This window comes from Marinifilum flexuosum (assembly GCF_003610555.1).
GTDB classification, from domain to species: Bacteria; Bacteroidota; Bacteroidia; order Bacteroidales; family Marinifilaceae; genus Marinifilum; species Marinifilum flexuosum.
Window position 1 is genome coordinate 729,530 of sequence record NZ_RAPQ01000008.1, and the last position, 20,465, is coordinate 749,994.

Annotated in this window: 16 protein-coding genes; 15 read left to right on the plus strand and 1 reads right to left on the minus strand. The window is 35.5% G+C overall.

What is annotated here, in order from left to right; all coding sequences use genetic code 11:
• The first annotated feature begins 35 nt into the window (after positions 1-35).
• A complete protein-coding gene (locus tag BXY64_RS03115) occupies positions 36-1,136 on the plus strand; it encodes an AI-2E family transporter (protein WP_120238497.1) in 1,101 nt (366 codons plus the stop codon).
• Positions 1,137-1,250: 114 nt separating this feature from the next.
• Here BXY64_RS03115 and BXY64_RS03120 read toward each other — a convergent pair whose 3' ends face one another.
• Positions 1,251-2,168, minus strand: coding sequence for an NAD-dependent epimerase/dehydratase family protein (locus tag BXY64_RS03120; protein ID WP_120238498.1), 918 nt, complete (start codon positions 2,166-2,168; stop codon positions 1,251-1,253).
• A 294-nt stretch (positions 2,169-2,462) separates the two neighbouring features.
• Here BXY64_RS03120 and BXY64_RS03125 point away from each other — a divergent pair, with 294 nt between their 5' ends.
• The 14 genes from BXY64_RS03125 to BXY64_RS03190 all read left to right on the plus strand — a co-directional run bounded on the left by BXY64_RS03125 (position 2,463) and on the right by BXY64_RS03190 (position 20,465).
• Positions 2,463-5,312: a hybrid sensor histidine kinase/response regulator transcription factor gene (locus tag BXY64_RS03125; RefSeq protein ID WP_170150561.1), complete on the plus strand. Its 2,850-nt coding sequence runs from the start codon at positions 2,463-2,465 to the stop codon at positions 5,310-5,312.
• A 501-nt stretch (positions 5,313-5,813) separates the two neighbouring features.
• Positions 5,814-7,541, plus strand: coding sequence for an OmpA family protein (locus BXY64_RS03130; protein WP_120238500.1), 1,728 nt, complete (start codon positions 5,814-5,816; stop codon positions 7,539-7,541).
• A gap of 70 nt (positions 7,542-7,611) precedes the next feature.
• Positions 7,612-8,844: a hypothetical protein gene (locus BXY64_RS03135; protein ID WP_120238501.1), complete on the plus strand. Its 1,233-nt coding sequence runs from the start codon at positions 7,612-7,614 to the stop codon at positions 8,842-8,844.
• Positions 8,845-8,855: 11 nt separating this feature from the next.
• Complete coding sequence (locus tag BXY64_RS03140; protein ID WP_120238502.1) at positions 8,856-9,539, plus strand: hypothetical protein; 684 nt, start codon at positions 8,856-8,858, stop codon at positions 9,537-9,539.
• Positions 9,540-9,621: 82 nt separating this feature from the next.
• A complete protein-coding gene (locus BXY64_RS03145) occupies positions 9,622-10,557 on the plus strand; it encodes a hypothetical protein (protein WP_120238503.1) in 936 nt (311 codons plus the stop codon).
• A 120-nt stretch (positions 10,558-10,677) separates the two neighbouring features.
• The gene (locus tag BXY64_RS03150) at positions 10,678-11,676 is read left to right on the plus strand and encodes a hypothetical protein (RefSeq protein ID WP_120238504.1); all 999 of its coding nucleotides are present in this window, start codon (positions 10,678-10,680) and stop codon (positions 11,674-11,676) included.
• Between the two features lie 197 nt (positions 11,677-11,873).
• The gene (locus tag BXY64_RS03155) at positions 11,874-12,218 is read left to right on the plus strand and encodes a DUF805 domain-containing protein (protein ID WP_120238505.1); all 345 of its coding nucleotides are present in this window, start codon (positions 11,874-11,876) and stop codon (positions 12,216-12,218) included.
• 27 nt (positions 12,219-12,245) lie between these two features.
• Complete coding sequence (locus BXY64_RS03160) at positions 12,246-12,728, plus strand: hypothetical protein (protein WP_120238506.1); 483 nt, start codon at positions 12,246-12,248, stop codon at positions 12,726-12,728.
• Positions 12,729-12,780: 52 nt separating this feature from the next.
• On the plus strand, positions 12,781-13,323 hold the full coding sequence (locus tag BXY64_RS03165) for an outer membrane beta-barrel protein (RefSeq protein WP_120238507.1): 543 nt from the start codon (positions 12,781-12,783) through the stop codon (positions 13,321-13,323).
• Positions 13,324-13,477: 154 nt separating this feature from the next.
• Positions 13,478-14,551, plus strand: coding sequence for a hypothetical protein (locus tag BXY64_RS03170; protein WP_147375883.1), 1,074 nt, complete (start codon positions 13,478-13,480; stop codon positions 14,549-14,551).
• Positions 14,552-14,566: 15 nt separating this feature from the next.
• Positions 14,567-15,085, plus strand: a complete 519-nt coding sequence (locus tag BXY64_RS03175) for a DUF3592 domain-containing protein (protein ID WP_120238509.1) — start codon at positions 14,567-14,569, stop codon at positions 15,083-15,085.
• A gap of 38 nt (positions 15,086-15,123) precedes the next feature.
• Positions 15,124-15,891, plus strand: a complete 768-nt coding sequence (locus BXY64_RS03180) for a TIGR00266 family protein (protein ID WP_120238510.1) — start codon at positions 15,124-15,126, stop codon at positions 15,889-15,891.
• Between the two features lie 393 nt (positions 15,892-16,284).
• A complete protein-coding gene (locus BXY64_RS03185) occupies positions 16,285-17,436 on the plus strand; it encodes a cytochrome c3 family protein (protein WP_120238511.1) in 1,152 nt (383 codons plus the stop codon).
• A gap of 56 nt (positions 17,437-17,492) precedes the next feature.
• Positions 17,493-20,465: a Fe-S-cluster-containing hydrogenase gene (locus tag BXY64_RS03190; protein ID WP_120238512.1), complete on the plus strand. Its 2,973-nt coding sequence runs from the start codon at positions 17,493-17,495 to the stop codon at positions 20,463-20,465.

The window sequence follows — 20,465 nt, forward strand, 5'->3', positions numbered from 1 at the left end:
CTTACTGATATTACACATTTAATTGCTTTTCAAGAATGAACGGAAAAGGGAAATATATTTTGGTAGCCATTGGTTTAATCATTTTAGGATTAATGGTTTGGTATTTTAGCAATATTGTTGCTTACATCTTAATTTCGGTAGTTTTATCTTTCATTGGTCGACCTGTAGTCGATTTTTTGAATAAGGTGAAAATTAAGAAATGGACCTGTCCACCTGCTTTATCTGCTGGAATTACCTTAATATTACTTTGGTTTGTGATGGTAATGTTTTTCCGCACCTTTATACCAATGGTAGCTGCGCAAGCGGAGGAATTATCAACTATTGATGTAAACGCAGCAGCTCATAGTTTGGAGGAACCTATTAAAAATCTGGAAACATTAATTGCAAAATATTCTGCAGAAGGAGATGATTTTAACCTGAAAGCTGTTGTAATTGATAATTTCACCTCTTTTGTAAAGATTTCTGATGTATCATCCATATTTGGTTCATTGGCAGGTACATTGGGAAATATATTTATTGCACTTTTCTCCATCTCATTTATCACATTTTTCTTTTTAAAGGATAGCAGTTTATTTTCTGGTGGTGTAGTTTTAATGGTGCCTGCAAAACACGAAGAAGGCGTGCGTCACGTATTGGATTCAATCAAAAACCTACTGATGCGTTACTTTGTAGGCTTATTTTTTGAGGTAATATTAGTGGGATTTTTGGTTACCATTGGTTTAAGTATAGTTGGTTTGCCTTTTGGAACTGCAGTGGTAGTTGGACTTTTTGCAGGCATGATGAATGTGATTCCTTACATTGGGCCGATAATTGGAGCCACATTTGGAATGATAATAGGAATTGCAACAAATATACATGCTGATTTTTACACAGAAATTTTACCACTACTTGGTTATATGGCATTGGTTTTTGCCTGTGTACAGGTTATCGATAACATTTTGTTCCAACCATTAATTTATTCAAATAGTGTGAATGCACATCCACTGGAGATTTTCATTGTAATTATTATGGCAGGAAGTATGGCTGGAATTATCGGAATGATGCTGGCAATACCATCATACACCATTTTGCGTGTTATTGCCAAAGAGTTTTTTAATCAATATCGATTTGTCAAGAAATTAACACAGAATATTTGAAAGAAATAGTTGCATGCTCTGTGCTTAAAGAAATAAAATTAAAAGGACGCAAAGAATGTATAATCTCTTTGCGTCCTTTATTTTATCAACTTCGCGTTCCTTGCGAGATACTTTTTAGATACTCGAAGTCTCAAAATGATTCTTCAGAAGATTGATTTCTTTTTCAAAACTCAATTCTTCACCCTGGTATAATTTCATAATTCGATCATCAACTTTAACAATTTGCTGTGGTAATTCAAGGTGTTGATTGGTGAAAACAATTTCAATGTCAGAACGTTGTTGCTGCACACTTTCTACCAATTCCATAATCGATTTATTATAGTCTACCAGATTATAAACTCCCGAATCTAACTTTCCACCTAACAAATTTGCCAGAATATTGGTTGTTTTGTCAAGGGAAATGAAAGGTAGTTTTTGATTGCCACTACCATGAATTGAGATTTTACCAACGAAATGCGAATCGAATAGAAGGTTGTTCAGAATGCCTTTCATCTTCATACTTACCCCATAGCCAAACACATTACCCAATCGAATAATTTGGGTGTTGATTTTAGGCATAATGCGCTCAACATGTTGTTCACCTCGTAACTTCGAATTACCAAGCGATGAGGTTGGCTCCAACATGGAATAAACATCATATTCTTGACTGGAATAACCGTATACCTCGGTTGAACTGAGATAAATAAATTGTTTTACATTGCTGTCTTCAACCGCATATATCAATTCGGCAGTTCCCCAATTGTTAACCTGTTCGTGCATTTGATGCAGCTTCTCATCATCTGTATTTTCAGCTGCCAAATGATACACAACATCCACATCTTTTATCAAACCGTCGAGTGTTCTGGAATCTAAAAGTTCACCTTTAACAAACTTTACTTTTCCAGGCTTAATTTGAGAATGAAGAAATAGGTTGTAATTATTCTGACTTAAATTATCCAATACCGTTATTTCTTTAACTTCTGGATTTTGATTCAATCTCCTGCATAGTTCTGTACCAATATATCCGGCACCTCCTGTAATTAATATTTTCATGACAGTTCTCTTATTCGATTTTTAATAGGTCTACTAAAGTTACAGATTATCTTACTTAGGCACCAAATCAAACTTTTGTATAGGATCATTAATCATTTTTATTGTTTTATTAAAGATATATCGGTGTTAAATGATAAAAATAATTTGTTGAAACTGTTTTAAAACTTTAAATTCGATTACTGTTAAAAAAAGAAGATTAATAATTGGCAAATAAGAAGTTTAATAGAGTGTTAATTATTAATAAAAGTTAAACGAAACTATCTATCTAATCCAATGGTTATTCTGATGAATAAAATGAATAAACTTTTTGTTATTGTTCTGCTTGCCTTAATTTCATTTAATGCTTCTGCGAAAGACAACTACAGATACAAAAATATTGACAGTTTAAAAATTGTAATCCACAACATGATTAATGTTGATGGTAAGATGCATCGATCCGATAGTGCAATTAAACTGGTTGTCAGGAATCGTAAACTTTTTAAATCGGAGTTTGGTAGTTATTTATTGCTATTAAAGCATAAAATAGAAGAAGACAATGACTCGATAAGTTTGCCGGAAATTTATTATCGACTAGGCGTAAATTATAGATATAAACATCGATACGATTCAGCAAAATTCTACTATAAAAAGGCTCTTCCTTTGGCAGAAATAAAAAAGGATTATTATCAGATAGGTAGAATTTACAATGAATTGGGCGTAGTTTGCCGAAAAACGGATCAGAATAATGAGGCAATCAATTATTTTTTGGAGTCTATAAAAAGTACCAAATACAGTAATAATTATTATGGAAAAGCCATTGCTGAAAATGGGGTGGGAAATATTTATTTGGTGCAGAGAGAATATGAAAAGGCCTTGTATTATTTTCGAGAATCAATAAAGTATGGATTTAAAAACAACAATAGTTTTCATCAGGAATTGTGTTATGGAAATTTGGGTGAGACATATATGTACTTGAATCAAAGTGATTCAGCAAAATACTATATTAATAAGTGTTTGGAATTGGCGGTGAAGAGAAAATATCCAATGAGCCAGGGAATTTGTTATATGCTTTTAGGACAAGTTGAGATGAATCAAAAGCAATATCATAAAGCTTATGAGCATTTTGAGAAATCTTTGGTAATACAAAGAGATATCAAGGACAAAAGATATTTAAGTTCGATTCTAATTCATCATGGAAGTGCAGCTGAAAAACTGAATAAAAATTTAGAGGCGGAAAAGAACTTGTTGGAGGGTAGAGCCATATCCAAGGAAATTCATTCGATTGATCATCTTATTTTTTCGAATCAAGCATTGTATGAACTATACTACAAAACTAAAAGATATCAGGAAGCATGTGATGCTTTGATGTTGACTAAAAATTATACGGATTCATTGTACAATTCGGAAAAATTGAGAGTAACAAATGATTTAGAATTCAAATATCAATCGGAGCAGAAAACTCAGCAGATTGAACTGTTGAATGCAAGAAATCAATTAATTGGAGAATCGAAAAAAATGCAAAGAAATCAGCTTGGTGTTTTGATTTTGCTATTTGGTGGTTTGGCTGCCTTCTTTTACTTTCGATATCAAACAAAACAAAGAGTTACTCATGAGTTAAGAAATATTAATAAAATGAAGTCTAAGTTCTTTAGTAATATTTCGCATGAATTTAGAACTCCATTAACTTTAATAAAAGGTCCTATTGAAAAGCAGCTTCGCACAGTGAAAAATGAAACGAAACGTGAAGATCTTGAGTTAGTTCTGCGAAATTCGAACAGGATGTTGTCTCTGGTAGATCAATTGCTAAATATTTCAAAAATTGACGCAGGGCACTTTGCCATATCAGCGCAGGAAGGTGATTTGTCAACTTTATTGAAAGGGATTTCGAACTCATTTAATTTTCAAGCAAATGAAAAACTTATAGAGTATAAGACAGAAATTTGTGAAACCGGACTGGTTTGGTTTGATCATAACATTGTTGAGATTGTTGTAACAAATATTTTATCAAATGCATTCAAATTTGTTCCAACAAAAGGCAAAGTTGGTATTAGTGCAATTATATTTAATAAAAAGTTGAAAATTATAATTACCAATTCGGGATGTAACTTGACAAAGCAGGAATTGACTCATGTCTTTGATAGATTTTATAGGGGGGGTGATAGTGAAATACAAGGTACAGGAATAGGATTATCTTTGGTTAAAGAACTTTGTAAACTATATAGAACTGATATTAGAGTTTTTCTTTCAAGTGATCATGTAATTTGTTTTGAAATAGACTTACCTATTATTAAAGAACACTTTAAGCATAAAGAAATATCAGAAATTTCAACGAAACAAGAAAAACCTTTCAATATACAAGGAATGGCAATAGAAGCTGATTCAACAGAAGAAATTGGAAATGACGAAATGCCTATTTTATTGATTGTTGAAGATAATAGTGACATGAGAAAGTATATAAAATCATGTTTTAAATTTGATTATAAGATTTTAGAGGCAGAAGATGGAGAGTTTGGTATTCAATTGGCTCAGAAATTTATTCCAGATATTATAATTTCGGATGTGATGATGCCAAATGTTGGAGGAGTAGAGCTTTGTAATAGGTTAAGATCAGATGAGAAAACCAATCATATACCTATTATTTTGCTTACTGCTAAGGTTGGTGAAGAAAATACCCTTGAAGGATTGAAATCAGGAGCTGATGATTATATTACCAAACCATTTAATGCAGAAGCTTTATTGATAAAAGTGGAGCGTTTGGTAGCAAACAGAAAGGCTATACAGGATAAATATCAAAAGGAATTAATAATAAATCCCTTAAATCTGGTTTTTGAATCAGAAGAGGAAAAGTTTGCCAGATCACTTCAAAATATTTTAGAAAAACATTTGTCTGATCCTGATTTTTCGGTTGAACAGTTTTGTGAACTTACTTCCATGAGTAGAACACAATTACATAGAAAGTTAAAAGCTGTCACAGGTTTGTCGGCAACTGCTTTTATTAGAGCACAGCGAATTAAAATGGCCTCTGAAATTTTATTGCAACCAAATATTAGTGTTAGTGAAGCTTGTTTTTCAACTGGTTTTAATGATACATCTTATTTCTCAAAGTGTTTTAAAGAAATTCATGGTTGTACACCAACAGAATATTTAAGACAGCATTCCAATTAAATCTAATTTTACTATAAAAGAACTCCATCTATTCGAAAGAATAGGTGGAGTTTTTTTAATGGGTAATCGATTCATTAATCAATTTCAATTTGTTCATCTTTTTTTAGTGCTTTTAAGATTTTTCTGTTTTTATGGTTGAGTTTACACTCGACATATCAATTCTACACTTTTATAGACTGGAAAAAACTTCTGTATCTCAATAAATACAAGGTTTGGAACAATTGTACTAGCTTTTGAAACATATGTTATAATGCTTGACAATAACAGGGTTCGATGATTTTTGTAATCATTAGTAAATCAGATAGATGTAATCTTCCTGTTTGTTGTTAATATCTTAAAATAGTTTGTTGTTACATTTTAATAATGGCAAAATTAATAAGTGTAACTATCACATTATGAGCAATAGAAACATATGTTATATTCATAAATACATTCCTCATAGTAGCTTTTCCATGTCCACCATACATTTACACTGTATTCAAAACCTAAAAATTGAAACACATGAAAAAGCTAGTTCTAATAACATTATTACTTACAATTTCTATTTCAATTATTAATGCGCAGATTTTAGATCCTAAAAAGGTTGCCAAAAAACAAGGGACAAAGCGTGCAAATAATAAGATAGAAAAAAGTGTTGATAAGGGATTCGATAAACTTGAAGAAGGAATTGGGAGTCTTTTTGGTAAAAAGAAAAAGAAGAAAAAATCGAAAGGCAATTCAACTAAGAATACAGAAACAAGTTCTAATCAACCTAATACACAATCACAATACGCTAATGATAGTGATTTGACAAAGGAAAAGGAATCGAATGTAGTTTGGAGTAGATTCGATTTTGTACCAGGTGATGAGGTCATTTTTTCGGATGGCCCCGATATTATGGAAGAAAACGGCGAGTTCCCCAGCCGTTGGGATTTGTATGAGGGAGGAGCTGAAATAGCAAACGTAGATGGAGCAAACGTAATATTATTTATCACTGCGAGTGGAAATATGTACAGAAAAGGAATCATTCCCTATTTGAAAAATCCTAAAGAAGATTATTTGCCCGAAGTGTTTACAATTGAGTTTGATGGATATTTTAATCCTGATGTATATAATGAGTCGTTTCACATCACTTTATATGACCGCAAAAATCAGAGTCGCAACAACATTCCGCAGATAGATATAGGAGTAAATGAGGCAGAAATGGGGAATAGTAGTGCTAAGCTTGAAGGAAAACGAGGGAACAAAGATGATGTTGCAGGTTGGCGACACATTTCAATAGCCTATACTAAAGGAAAAGCGAAAGTTTATTTAGATGAAACACGCTTAATAAACATTCCTCGCATAGAAGGAAACCCAACAGGAATTACACTTTCTGCAAGCCAAAAAAACATGTTTGTTAAGAACTTTAGAGTTGCCAAGGGCGGTGTAAAATATTACGACCGTGTAATTCAGGACGGAAAAATTATTTGCAACGGCATACGTTTCGATGTCGGGAAAGCTACACTTAAACCCGAGAGTATGGGGCCTATCAATAAAATTTACGATTTAATGACCAAGCAGCCCGACCTTAAATTTAGTGTTGAAGGACACACCGATGCTGATGGCGACGATGCCAAAAACCAAATGCTTTCGGAACAACGGGCAAAAACGGTAATGGAGCAGTTAATAAGCATGGGTATTGCAGCCAACCGCTTTAATAGTAAGGGGTTTGGCGAAAGCATGCCACTTGATAATAACAGAACACCCGAAGGCAAAGCCAATAACCGTAGGGTTGAGTTTGTTAAGTTTGATGGAAACGCTTCATCCTTTGGGCCAAAACCAGCGAATAATAGAGGGAATTCGGCTTATGCAAAAATTAATGCCGTTAGTATCGATAAAGAATTCGATAAACTATCGGATGAATTTCATACTCCTATTTCGGGCCCCAATGGCATAGTAAACGGTGCAGGTACCATCTTCCTGGTTTTTACTTCCGCCAAAAACCTTTGCAAATTGGAAATTCTGGATGTAGATAAAAACGATAACTACAAAACCACCATAAAATATGCCACTTATAACCGTTCGGGAGAAACAGTTAGCCAGTCGGACCACATAGAAATTGAAGGGACTTTTCCGGTTGATTTAGACAAAGGAAATGCAAAAGACCCTGCCAGGGCTGATTGGGACTTGATTTTAAAGCGAAGTAGTGACACCAATGCTTCGTTTGGTTTGGGAGGCGAGAATATAGTTATTCGGAAATATGAATAACCGTAAATTTTAAGAATTCAAAATATGTAAAATAAGGAATTCAGGTCATCATTTTAAAATAGTAAAAAATATGAACACAGGCTTTTCTTTAAAATTAGTTTTTGTATTTCTGGCTATTATGCTTGCAACCCTTTTTGCACAAGCGCAAAAACCTAAGTTTGCAGGAAACTGGCTACTAATAAAAGTAGATAAGAATGGTGTGGTAGAAGATGAAAATACTGAGTTCTTATTCAAAAAAGATGGTCTTGTTTCAAGTTCGGGTTTCGACTTTGCCAAATGGCATTTTAATGCTACTGCCATGGAAATAAACCTCGCTTCCCCTCTTTCGGAAGATGAATTCAACGGTATTCATAAAATAAAACAACTTACCAATAAGCAACTGGTATTTAGCCAGGGTGGTAGAATCTATTATTTCAAACGCATTAACGAAGAGCAAAAGCGAATTGATGCAGAAAAAACAGGAAAAACAAACGAAGTATCGGGCCTGGCAGGCACATGGAAGCTAAACCATAAAGTGTTCGACCAGCTGTTTCTGAAATTGGAATTGCCAGAAACATTTAAGTTTATAAGCTGTGCATCGGGCACAACCACAAGTACAAAAGGGCAATGGCATTATTTGCCCGAAACCAAAGAACTGGAATTAACTGGCGTTGCCGAAGGTGAACATTTTATTCTTAAAGGGAAAAACAGGGTGAAAGACCATTCGGCAGGTTTTCTTGCACTGGTAACGGCACGCGAAACGCTATTATTCGATAAAAAGGATAAATCAGACATCGAGTGGCTAACATTTTCGGCAGATGAATTTAAAAGCCACACGAATGATGAAAACCTGCTTCCCAAAGTCTGGCGAAACAATGCCAGTGTTATATCACATCTGGCTAAACTGCAAAGAATGGTATACCATTGTAAAACCTATGTGCCCGAAGCCGAGGCATTGAAAAACACAAGAACGATACTGAGAAAGGTTGATGCGAAACCGGAAAAAGGAAGTGTAAGTATTGCCAATATCATGATAACAAAATACGACACACTGCAATATTCGGAGAATTATATGGGGAATATGATGAACCAGAACAACTACTTCTTTCCCGAAGAAGAACCTGGTTTTTACAGGGTAACAGGCATCGAAAAATATGAAGGTTATGAATGCACCGTAATTGAAGCAGTTTCGGACAACAAAATATTAAAACTCTGGATGATAAACAATCAGCCTGGAGTATATGCAAAAATAATTGAGCAGGGTAAACACTTTATGACAAATGAAACTGAATACCATGTAATAAGTCTTTTGCGAACCTATTAAACAACATCATCATGAAACCAATAAAACTATTGCTTTCCATACTATTATTGTCATTCTTACAAGTAAAGGCGCAAACACAAAGCTCTTTAATGGATACTACTTTACAAAGCAAAGTAATGAAGTTTATTGAGTTTGTAGATGCTTACGATGATGGTAGCCCGGAATCGCTAAAAAAGGCCAAATACAACGAAATGCTTAACCTTTTTGTTGACGATGCAGGTACAGCCAAAGAACGAGCCAATGCCTATAAAATTATTCATGCTTACATTAAAGCCGATAAAGTACCTGAAAAAGGCGAAGTGGCATCACCAAAAGCCAATCGGCAGCAAACATTCGAAGAGCAGGTAAAAAACACCGATGAGGGTAAACAAGGAGAAGAACTAATGCAGCGCCAATATGCAGCATTTATGAATATCTCGTATCCTGAATTTGAAAAAATGATATTAAGCATTAACCCTGCCACCGGAAAAAAGGAAAAAAAACAGGCCTATAACGAAATGCATAAAGCCAATGGAAAACAGGTTACTATTACTCCTGTCGATAATGAAATGACTGAACTGCAAAAACAAATGTGGGCAATAGAAATCCTTAAAAAACCAAATAACTACGCAGAGTTTTGCAAAGCAGCCAGAATACTACAGCCCGAAATTACAAGCGAGGAGCTTAACACTTTGTGGAGCAAGCGAGATAAGTAAACCTGCAATTTATACAGAAATAAAAATACAGAGAGTTTATCTCTTGTAATAAACTAACAATGAATTTATTAATAGTTAAAAAATGAAAACAAGAAAACTTTATTACTTTTTAGTAGCTGTTTTAACTTTAAGCATTAGCATAACAGCATGTAGTGGCGACGATGGCGATATGGGGCCAGAAGGAAAACAAGGCATACAAGGCGAAGTTGGGCCGGCAGGTGCCGATGGTTCTGTTATTTATAGTGGCGAAGGTGAACCTAATGCCGAAACAGGTGTAGCAGGCGACTATTATTTAGATAGCACTACAGGTATGATTTATGGTCCCAAAAAGAATGATGATAGCTGGAACGAGGTTGACTCATTTTCTCTTAAAGGAGCAAATGGACAGGACGGACAAGATGGTTCAAAAATACTATCGGGCTATGATACTCCGAGCAATTCGATAGGTAATATTGGCGACTACTATCTTGATAAAGAGACCTACACCCTTTACGGTCCCAAGTTGGATGTACCTACTTTTGGTGTGTCAGCCTGGGGAACCGGACTAATGTTAAAAGGAGCAGATGGAAATGCAAATGTGCACACGTTTATAGCAACAGTGGCATCATCTGATTGGTATTCATGGGGTAGTAATGTTGCTGGTAATTTTAGCAAAACATTGACAAGAGATATCAATTTTTCTGCCCTAAACGAAGATATGTATGACAATGGCATTATATTAGTTTACTGGCAAAGTACTAACTCTAGAATACTTTTACCAGAAACTAAACTAAGCTCTCAAAAGAACTTTCTTACACATGAAGGGTATGCATTTAAAAACTCAAGTGATGGTAAATATGTTCTACGAATAAAGAAAAATCTTAAAGGAATAGAAAATTTAACAGAACTTCTTACTACCGAAGATAGTGAGTACCGCATTAAGCTAATAACTGGTCAGCCTGCAACAGAACTAAGTTTGATAAAAAACAATCCTGAAAAATTATTTGAGGTAGTTGCACGCATGGAGGTTGCAAACTAAAGTATACAGGTAGTAGTGTAAGCGGCAGCAGCCTGTTGTTTAATTATAACACTGGCAACAGGTTGCTGTTATATAGTGTCTCATTTAAAATTGTAAACAACCCGTTAAAAGTTCAATATTATGAATAAACTAATTTTAGCTATAGTAATTATGGCAGGTACAATATCGTGTAGGGGCAATGCTAAAGACAAAGTAAAACGCTACGAAGTAAAGTCGGGTATAGTGCAATATAGCACTACCATTTCGGGGAAAGTAATGGGTAGCACCATAAGTGGTAAGGGAACCGAAAGTCTCTATTTTAAAGCATACGGAGCTCTTGAATTAAAAGAAGAAAAATCGGAACGAACTACCACAACCAAAATTTTTGGACAGCAGAATACCGAAACCGAGTATACTCATACCATGAACAAGCTCGATAACAAAATGAGTTACACGGTAGATTTTGATAACAAAGTAATCTATAAAAATCAAGATATGGCCATGAGTGCTATCAAAGCTTTTCATCTCAATGCCGATGCAGGTGATGCGGGTCGAAAAATGCTTGAAGGCATGGGTGGCAAAAAAACAGGTGCCGAAAGTATATTGGGGCACAGTTGCGAAATATGGGATTTGGCAGGTGTTAGACAATGGATTTACAAAGGTGTAACATTAAAGTCGGAAGCTACCATAATGGGTATTACCACCACTACTATAGCTACCTCGGCAAAGTTTAATGTAAGCGTAGCCGATAAATATTTTCAACTGCCCAATTTTCCCGAAAAAGAAATGGAAGTTGGTATGTCTGGTGATGGTGGAGCAGCCGTAATGCAAAGTTTATTTGAAGACATGGATGAGGATGATGAAGGCAATGGCATGGAAGACCTGAAACGCGCAGCTCGTATGTCGTTTGCAGAATTTAAAAGAGAAGCAAAACAAGATGAAGAAATGAGCCGGATGAGTGATGATGATTTGCGCCATCAACACAACATGATAAAGAAAATGGCTCGTGGCGAACAACTTTCTTTTGAAGAATGGAAACGGATGGTAGTAGCCTCAGACAAAGAATTAGGAAATATGAGCGACGAACAACTCTGGCAGATGTACGAAATGTCGAAAAATATGCAACAAATTATAAAGTAATAACCTCAGTTCGATTAAAAATATCCATCACAGAAAATCAAATAGAACCTTATTTAATCAGTAAAAGCAACAAAAGAATTAAGTAAGCTAAACAAATCAGGCAACTTAAATTTTATAAAATATAGCCAAACTGGTAGAACTTACTGTCAGGTTAATAATAATTTAAAAACAGTATAGTCATATAAATAAACAAAAATATGAATTGGTATTTAAAAGTTTTACAGCAGTACGCAATATTTAGCGGAAGAGCCGGACGTAAAGAATTTTGGATGTTCGTGTTATTCAACCTTATTATTTCTATTGCACTTTCGGTTATCAACAGTATAATGGGAACATGGGGCATAATAGGTGGTATTTATGCCCTATTGGTATTAATTCCAGCATTGGCAGTATCGGCTCGCAGGCTTCACGATGTTGGCAAAAGCGGTTGGATGCTATTGGTGGGCTTTATTCCGCTTATTGGGGCAATATGGCTTATTGTACTTTGGGCAAGCGAAGGGCAGCCAGGCAGTAACCAGTATGGGCAACAATCAAACGAATAAATTTTCACATTAAAATAAATCAAAATCATGAAAAATTCAATCTTACCATTTAGTCTAATTCTGGCACTGTGCCTTGTGTTTGTATCGTGCGATAAAGACGATGACACCACACCCAATGTAGCTAAAGGAACCTACGAAGTTTTAATGAATGGTGAAATCGTAGCTGAAGGAAATGATGCAGATGTAGGCTATGCAGAGGGGGGCGAAGGAAGTGTTTCTGTTTCGATCTCAAAAGATGAAGAAGTTTCAGTGTTAATTAGCTCTGTACCAATCGAAATAGGGAGTAGTGTGGCGATTGATGGCTCAGATGTTACGGTTAGTGTATTAGGCAATTTAGTAGGAGGCAGTTATCTAACTCCAGTTGTTGATGCAAGCGGAACGATAATAAGAGTATCTGATTCCAAATTCACTTTCGTCTGTACATGTAAAGATTTAGCAGACTGGGTAGATGGTCCGACCTATGAGTTTGAAGGAACAATTGAATCTTCGGCCTATAAAATGGTTAAATAGCCACAAACATTAATAATTATCTATTTAATAATAAACAAAAATCACTTTAAAAATGAAAAACAGATTAGTTTTAATAATTGTAACTGTGTTAGCTGTATGTTTTAGTTTTAACAGTAAAGCACAAGACTCTAAAGTAATGGTTGGAGCTGGATTAGGATACGCAACTGATATAAGTAACTTGGGAATTTTCGCCAAAGGAGTTTATATGGTAAATGATACATGGGAAATTGCACCTTCATTTACTTATTACTTTAAGAAGGATTATACCAATTGGTCAAGTCTGGATTTTAATGGACAATATGTGTTTTCAGCAAATGAAAAAAATAGTTTTTACGCCATAGGAGGTTTGAACCTCACTTTTTGGAAAGTAAAACTTGAAAGTTCTGATTTTGGGGTGGATGATGAATACCTGGAAGGTGTTGGTGATTTGATTTCATCGGAATTGGAAAGTAATGGTAGTGATGTTGGTGTTAACATTGGTGTTGGCAGCCGATTTGCATTGTCTGATAAAATGTATTTCAATGCTGATATAAAATATACTTTGGGTGGTGCAAACTACTTATCAATGGGAGTAGGAATACTATATAATTTCTAGTATTTATTCTCGCTTTAATTTAAAGACTTTCCCAATAGTGTTGTAGATATATATTCACTTTTCAACCATAATCTTAAACCAATACTAATGCCATTGGGAAGTCTTAAGTAAGGATAAATAGTCATTTAGCTTTTTAATATCTAAAACCAAAATGATGAAATATTTAATTCTTGTCGCGACATTTTTAATTGTAGTGCAAGCTACAATAGCACAGCAGAAAGTACAGAAATATGCTGTGAAATCAGGACATGTAGAATATAAATTAACAGGCAGTACTACTGGCACCAAGTATATTTGGTGGGACAACTATGGAGCTCAATCCTATACGGAAACAAAATCTGTTAGCATTACAAAAGTATTTGGAATAAAAAGCGAAACAAAAGAACATACCATTTCTATAATTAAGGAAGGGCAATTCTGGTCAGTTAATTTAGAAGAAAATAACGGACAAACAGGTAAAATCCCTAATTACCAGCAAATGTTTGGACTTGATGAAATGTCTGAAGAAGAGAAAAAACAGTTTGGGAAAGACATACTGGAAGGCTTGGGAGGTGAAATTTTAGGAACCGAAAAGGTATTGGATTACGAATGTGAGATTGTTGAGTTAATGGGAGCGAAAGTGTGGATTTATAATGGAATAAACTTAAAATCGGAAGCTAAAATACTAGGGATAGAAAATAATGAAATTGCAATTAAATTCGAAAAAAACATTTCAATTTCTTCATCTAAATTTTCTCCACCCGCAAACATCAACTATCAGGATATTAGTGAACAGCAACAAGCAATGTATGGTGGCATGAGTGATATGCAGTCAATGTTTAATATGGGTGATAAATATGAGGATGATGTTGATGTAAAACTATATCCGGTAAATTATCCTTTCCAACAGTTTTCTAACAAAATTAATGCATTTAAATATAAAGGATATCGTAAGTTGGTTAGTTTGAATGAGGACGGAACATACAGTGCAATGTTCATGAAAGGATTAACAGGTAGTTTGGCTGTTGCGGCAACATCTATGAAAAATGGTGACCCATCGGAGCATGGAAATTTTGAAACATTCACTTATAAGGGCAAAAATTGCATGCTTGGCAAATTAGAGGATGATGAATCAAGTAATACCGCAGTACTTGAGATCCCTCAATATAAGACCTACATTATAATTGGTTGTAGTCCTTCTGTTGGCAAGGATGAGATGATACGAATACTGGACCATTTGGCTTTCTAACTAAAGAAACTTATAATGAAAAAGAGTCAAAATTCATTAATCGCAATACTTGTATTTTCTGTAGTTTTTATAATTGGTGGTTGGTTGTTTTATAAAAACATAAGCGAATCAGTTATTGAAGAAGTAAATGCTTCTAAAAACTGGCCAAATGTGCAAGGAAAGGTTATGTTTGCCGATATTAAAACCTCTCTAAGTGATGATGCCAAAATGTACTCTCTTAATTTGAAATATGTTTATTCTGTTAAAGGTCAATCTTATACCGGAACTCGTATATCTGCAATTGATGCAAGTAGTAGTAATCAATCCAGAGTTAAGAAAGTTTTGGAAAAATATGCTGTTGACACATTGGTTCAGGTGTACTACGATCCTGAGTTTCCTTCCATATCAATGTTAGAGCCAGGTCAGAATTTATTTATCTATTTTGTTCAATATGGACCATTGGTGTTTTGTTTTATTGGTTTTTTAATGTTTTTACAATTTTTTAAAAAACTAATCACAATAATTTTTACACTTATTATAAGCTTTAGGGGATAGGATAAAATAAACCATTAACTTTAAAAGAAAAACATTTTATGAGATCACACGAAATTGACTATGAGATTAAAGGGCACGATATACAGTTGGTAGAAATTGAATTGGATCCGAACGAAACGGTAATTGCCGAAGCAGGAGCAATGCTTTACATGAAAGAAGGCATTGAATTTGAAGCAAAAATGGGTGATGGATCGGAACCTGACAAAGGCTTGTTTGGAAAATTACTAAGTGCCGCGTCTAGAAAAATAACCGGCGAATCTATTTTTATCACTCATTTTACTCATCGTGGGATGGGGAAAAGTCATGTGGCTTTTGCAGCTCCATACCCGGGAACTATTGTTCCATTGGATTTAGAGCAGCTTGGAGGTTCAGTAATTGTGCAGCGTGATGCATTTTTATGTGCTGCATTAGGTACAAAAATTAGTATGCACTTTAATCGTAAGCTTGGATCAGGATTTTTTGGAGGAGAAGGATTTATCCTGCAAAAGCTACAAGGAGATGGTAAAGCTTTTATTCATGCAGGAGGAACATTAATCGAACATGAGTTGAATGGAGAAACTCTTCGGGTTGATACGGGTTGTGTAGTTGGGTATCAGGAAGGTGTTAATTTTGATATTCAGCAATCTGGAGGATTAAAATCGATGCTGTTTGGTGGAGAAGGTCTTTTTCTTGCTACACTAAGTGGAAGAGGAAAAGTTTGGCTACAATCTATGCCAATTCGTAAGTTGGTAAGTCAGCTAAGCCCGGGAGGACCCAATGCCTCGAAAGAGAGTAGTGGAGGTATTTTAGATTCATTCCTAGAATAACAAAAGTTTAAGAATTTAATTTATAAGATGCTTCATATTTAATGAGGCATCTTTTTATTTGTAACCATTTTTGAGCACAGAAATTATTTAGAAACGGTTTTTTTTCAAATTTTTTTGAAATACAGGAATTCATAGGAAATACTAATAAAAGATAGTTGAGTCTTTTATTTGACGTGCTAATTATTGCAGTTTGTTATGTGAAAAGGCTGTGATTTAATAGTTTAAATTGTTATATTTGGTAGAGAGCGAGTCATTTATGGAAAAAGATTCGCTTGGATTGTTTCTAGAAATGTTGATGAATTGTAGGGGAGAAGAGGAAAGAAACAGTCAATTTGACATTGCACGATTGCGAATTGCTATTATATAACCTTATCTGTAATAAATGCCTGACCTATGAGTAAACCCTACAGATTAACATGTGCCTTGTTCATATTTATTTTGTTGCTTGCCCCATTTCAAATTATTGCTAGTGAGGCTGATTCTGCAGCAAAAGATGATCATTCTGGTCATTTTGATTACTTTTTAAATGGTGAAAAGAGAGGCGAAAGATTGTTTAAAGGATTAACCAGAACTCCCGTGGAGTGGCAATCCTGTGTTTCCTGTCACAATATCGATTATATCGACACATTAAACTGGAATCCTTCTGCCAAAGACATTGCCGGAACATTTGCCAATAAATCCATTGCCGAATTCCGTTCGGTTTTAATGTCTCCATTGGGCAAAAAAATGGAGGAATCTCATCAAAACTATTCTTTTTCAGATGAAGAGTTAAGCTATATTAAATCTTACTTGATGGATTTAAATAGCGCTGTGCTCTACGAAACAAAACCAAAGGTTAACAACCTTATTGTATTTTTCTTTTTAGGAGCATTAATCACATTGGCTTTGGTGGATCTTTTCTTTACGAAGAAAATCAAGTATAAAATTATTCCTATCCTGATTTTTGTATTGGCATTTGGATATCAGATTCAGATGTTAGCCGAAGGAGCAATGGCTCTTGGTCGTAAGCAGAATTATGCGCCCATTCAGCCAATTAAGTTCTCGCACAAAATACATGCAACCGACAATAAAATTGACTGTCGTTATTGCCACACTACCGTGGATGATAGCAAGTCGGCAGGAATTCCTCATGTGAATTTATGTCTGAACTGTCATGTGATTGTGCGTGAGGGAACCAATTCAGGAAAGTTCGAAATCAATAAGATTCATGCAGCTATTGAAAACAATACACCAGTTGAGTGGGTTCGAATTCATCAATTGCCGGATCATGTTTTCTTTAGTCATGCACAACATGCCAATGTAGGTAAGAGAGATTGTCAGGAATGTCATGGTTTGGTTGAAGAAATGCATGTGGTAAAACAGGTCGAAGATCTTTCGATGGGCTGGTGTTTGGATTGTCATGATAAAACAGCAGTTGATTTTCGCGAAAACGGATATTATTCTGAATCATTTAAAAAGCTACACGAGAAACTTACTTCGGGTGCAATAGATAGTGTTAGAGTAACGGATGTTGGAGGAAGGGAGTGTGCTCGTTGTCATTACTAATGAACTGCGAGTAAAACTCAACCATCTAATTTGTATCACTTGATAATCGTTTACCTATGAAGAAATATTGGAAAAGCCTTACCGAACTTAAAAATGGAGAGAACTCTGTTCCTGATCAACCAATGCCTAAAGGAAATCTGGAACAGATCTTAGATATATTCGACAAGAATGAAAGTGGTTCCAAGAGCAACCGTCGTGATTTTTTGAAACTGTGTGGTTTTAGCCTTGCCATTAGTACAGTGGTAGCCAGCTGCGAAAACTCAGTGCAAAAAGCCATTCCCTATTTGATCAAACCAGAAGAAATAACGCCAGGTAAAGCCAATTATTATGCATCGAGCTTTGCGAAAGGAAGCGATTATTGTAGCATTCTTATTAAAACCCGAGAAGGAAGACCCATTAAGATTGAGGGAAATGATTTATCGGGTGTAACCAATGGTGGAACCAGCTCAAGGGTACAAGCATCTGTATTGGATTTGTACGATACAGGTCGATACAAACATCCTAAGAAAGGAAATCAGAAGTTATCCTGGGAAGAATTGGATGAAACAGTTAAGAAAGAATTAAATCGTCTTAAAAATGCTAATGAACAAGTCGTATTACTTACTTCAAGTGTTTACAGTCCAAGTACCATAAATGTCATTCAGAAGTTTATAGCTCAATATCCAAACGTAAAATGGGTGCAATATGATAGTCAATCTGCTTCAGCATTAATTCAAGCCAACGAAATGTGTTTTGGCAAAGCCGGTATTGCCGATTATCGATTCGATTATGCAGATATGATCGTAAGTTTCGATGCCGATTTTTTGGGTACATGGTTAATGCCTGTGGAGCACATCAGGCAATATACCAAGAAGAGAAAGCTGTGCAATGGAAATACTTCCATGTCTCATCATACCCAAATAGAATCAAGATTGTCGCTTACTGGTAGTAATGCTGATAAAAGGATTCCTGTAAAGCCTTCAGAGCAAAAACTTTTGATAGTGCAGCTTTATAATGAAATTTTAAAGTTAGCAGGAAAAGAGGTTTATTCAACTTCTATAGCTTCCGCAGATATTCAAAACATTGCCAAAGAATTGTGTACGAATAAAGGCAAATCATTGGTGGTTTCCGGATCGAAGGATACTAATGTGCAGGTTATTGTAAATGCTATTAATTTCGAATTGGAGAATTATGGTTCTACTTTAAGGGTAGACAAACAATTACATACTTACCAAGCAAAAGATTCTGATATGAATCAGCTATTGGAAGATATGAAATCCGGGAAGTTAAAAGGAATCATTAGCTATGGCGTGAACCCGGTTTTCGATTATCAGCATGGAAATGAGTTTGCATCTGCTCTCAAGAAAATTGGCTTTAGTGTTGCTATGGATGAGGTACCAAACGAGACAACTGCTTTGATGAGTTTTGTTGCTCCGGATAATCATTTCCTGGAAAGTTGGAATGATTTTGAGCCCAAAACCAATCGATACAGTTTGATGCAACCGGGTATTCGTCCGCTTTTCGACACGCGACAATTCCAATCAAGCCTGTTGAGTTGGATGGGTGAGGACAGCAACTATCTTAATTTTATAAAAAATCATTGGGAAAAGAACATGTACCCAATACAGATGGCTTATCCAAACTTCACAACTTTCTGGAATCATACACTGCAACAGGGAGTATTTGAACCAAGTGTAAAGTCAGTCTTCGATACGAAATTTAGTTTGTCTGATATGAGCAGGTTTGTCAGCCAACTGGCAAAACAAGCGGATAACAAAGGTGTAGAATTGCAATTGTACGAAAGCATTGCCATTGGCGATGGAAAAATGGCTAATAATCCATGGCTGCAGGAGATGCCAGATCCGGTAACGAAAATTTGTTGGGACAATTATTTATGTGTTTCGCCGAAGCAAGCTGAAGAAATGATGTTGGAGACCGGAGATGTAGTTGAATTGAATTCGCAAGTAAAACTTCCGGTGTATGTTCTACCAGGACAAGCATACAATACAGTGGCAGTTGCTACTGGCTATGGACGACAGGTTTGCGGTATTGTTGGGAAGAATGTTGGGGTAAATGTAAATTACTTACTACAATCCAATGATGATTTTATTGGAGATATAAACCTGACAAAAACAGGAGAGAAGTACGATTTGGCCATGACGCAAACGCATCATTCGATGGAGGGAAGAGCCATAGTTCGCGAAGCTGGATTGGAAGAATACAAGAAAAATCCTTCGGCAGGGAATGAATCGCATCATGCCTACGAGAATGCAAGTATTTACGAAAAGCCAAAGTTCCCAAATCATCATTGGGGATTGGTGGTTGACCTGAATTCTTGTGTCGGCTGTGGAGCTTGTTCCATTGCTTGTCAATCGGAAAATAATGTTCCGGTAGTTGGAAAGAAAGAGGTGATTCGCGCACACGAAATGTCTTGGATTAGAATCGACAGGTATTTCTCGGGAGATGAATTCAATCCTGATGTTTCCTTCCAACCGGTGATGTGTCAGCATTGCGATAATGCGCCATGTGAAAATGTTTGTCCGGTGGCAGCAACCAATCACAGCAGCGAAGGACTAAATCAAATGGCTTACAATCGATGCATTGGAACAAGGTATTGTGGTAACAACTGTCCTTACAAAGTGAGACGTTTCAATTGGTTCGACTATACCAAAGCCGATTCGATACCAAACAATTTACACGATGTAGCAGAAATGACCATTGACCTGAAGCGAATGGTACTGAATCCTGATGTTACCATCAGAGCCAAAGGTGTGATTGAGAAATGTTCACTATGTGTTCAACGAATTCAGGAGGGAAAACTAAATGCCAAGATTGAAGGCAGAAAAGTGAAGGATGGAGAAATTAAGACCGCTTGTCAGCAGGCTTGTCCATCGGGAGCCATCATTTTTGGAGATTTAAACGACAAAGAGAGCAAACTGGTAAAAGAAACTTCTAGTAAGAGAAATTACCATCTGCTTGAAGAGATTCACACCTTACCATCGGTAAGTTATTTGACGAAGATTAGAAATAAAAAAATGAACCACTCATAA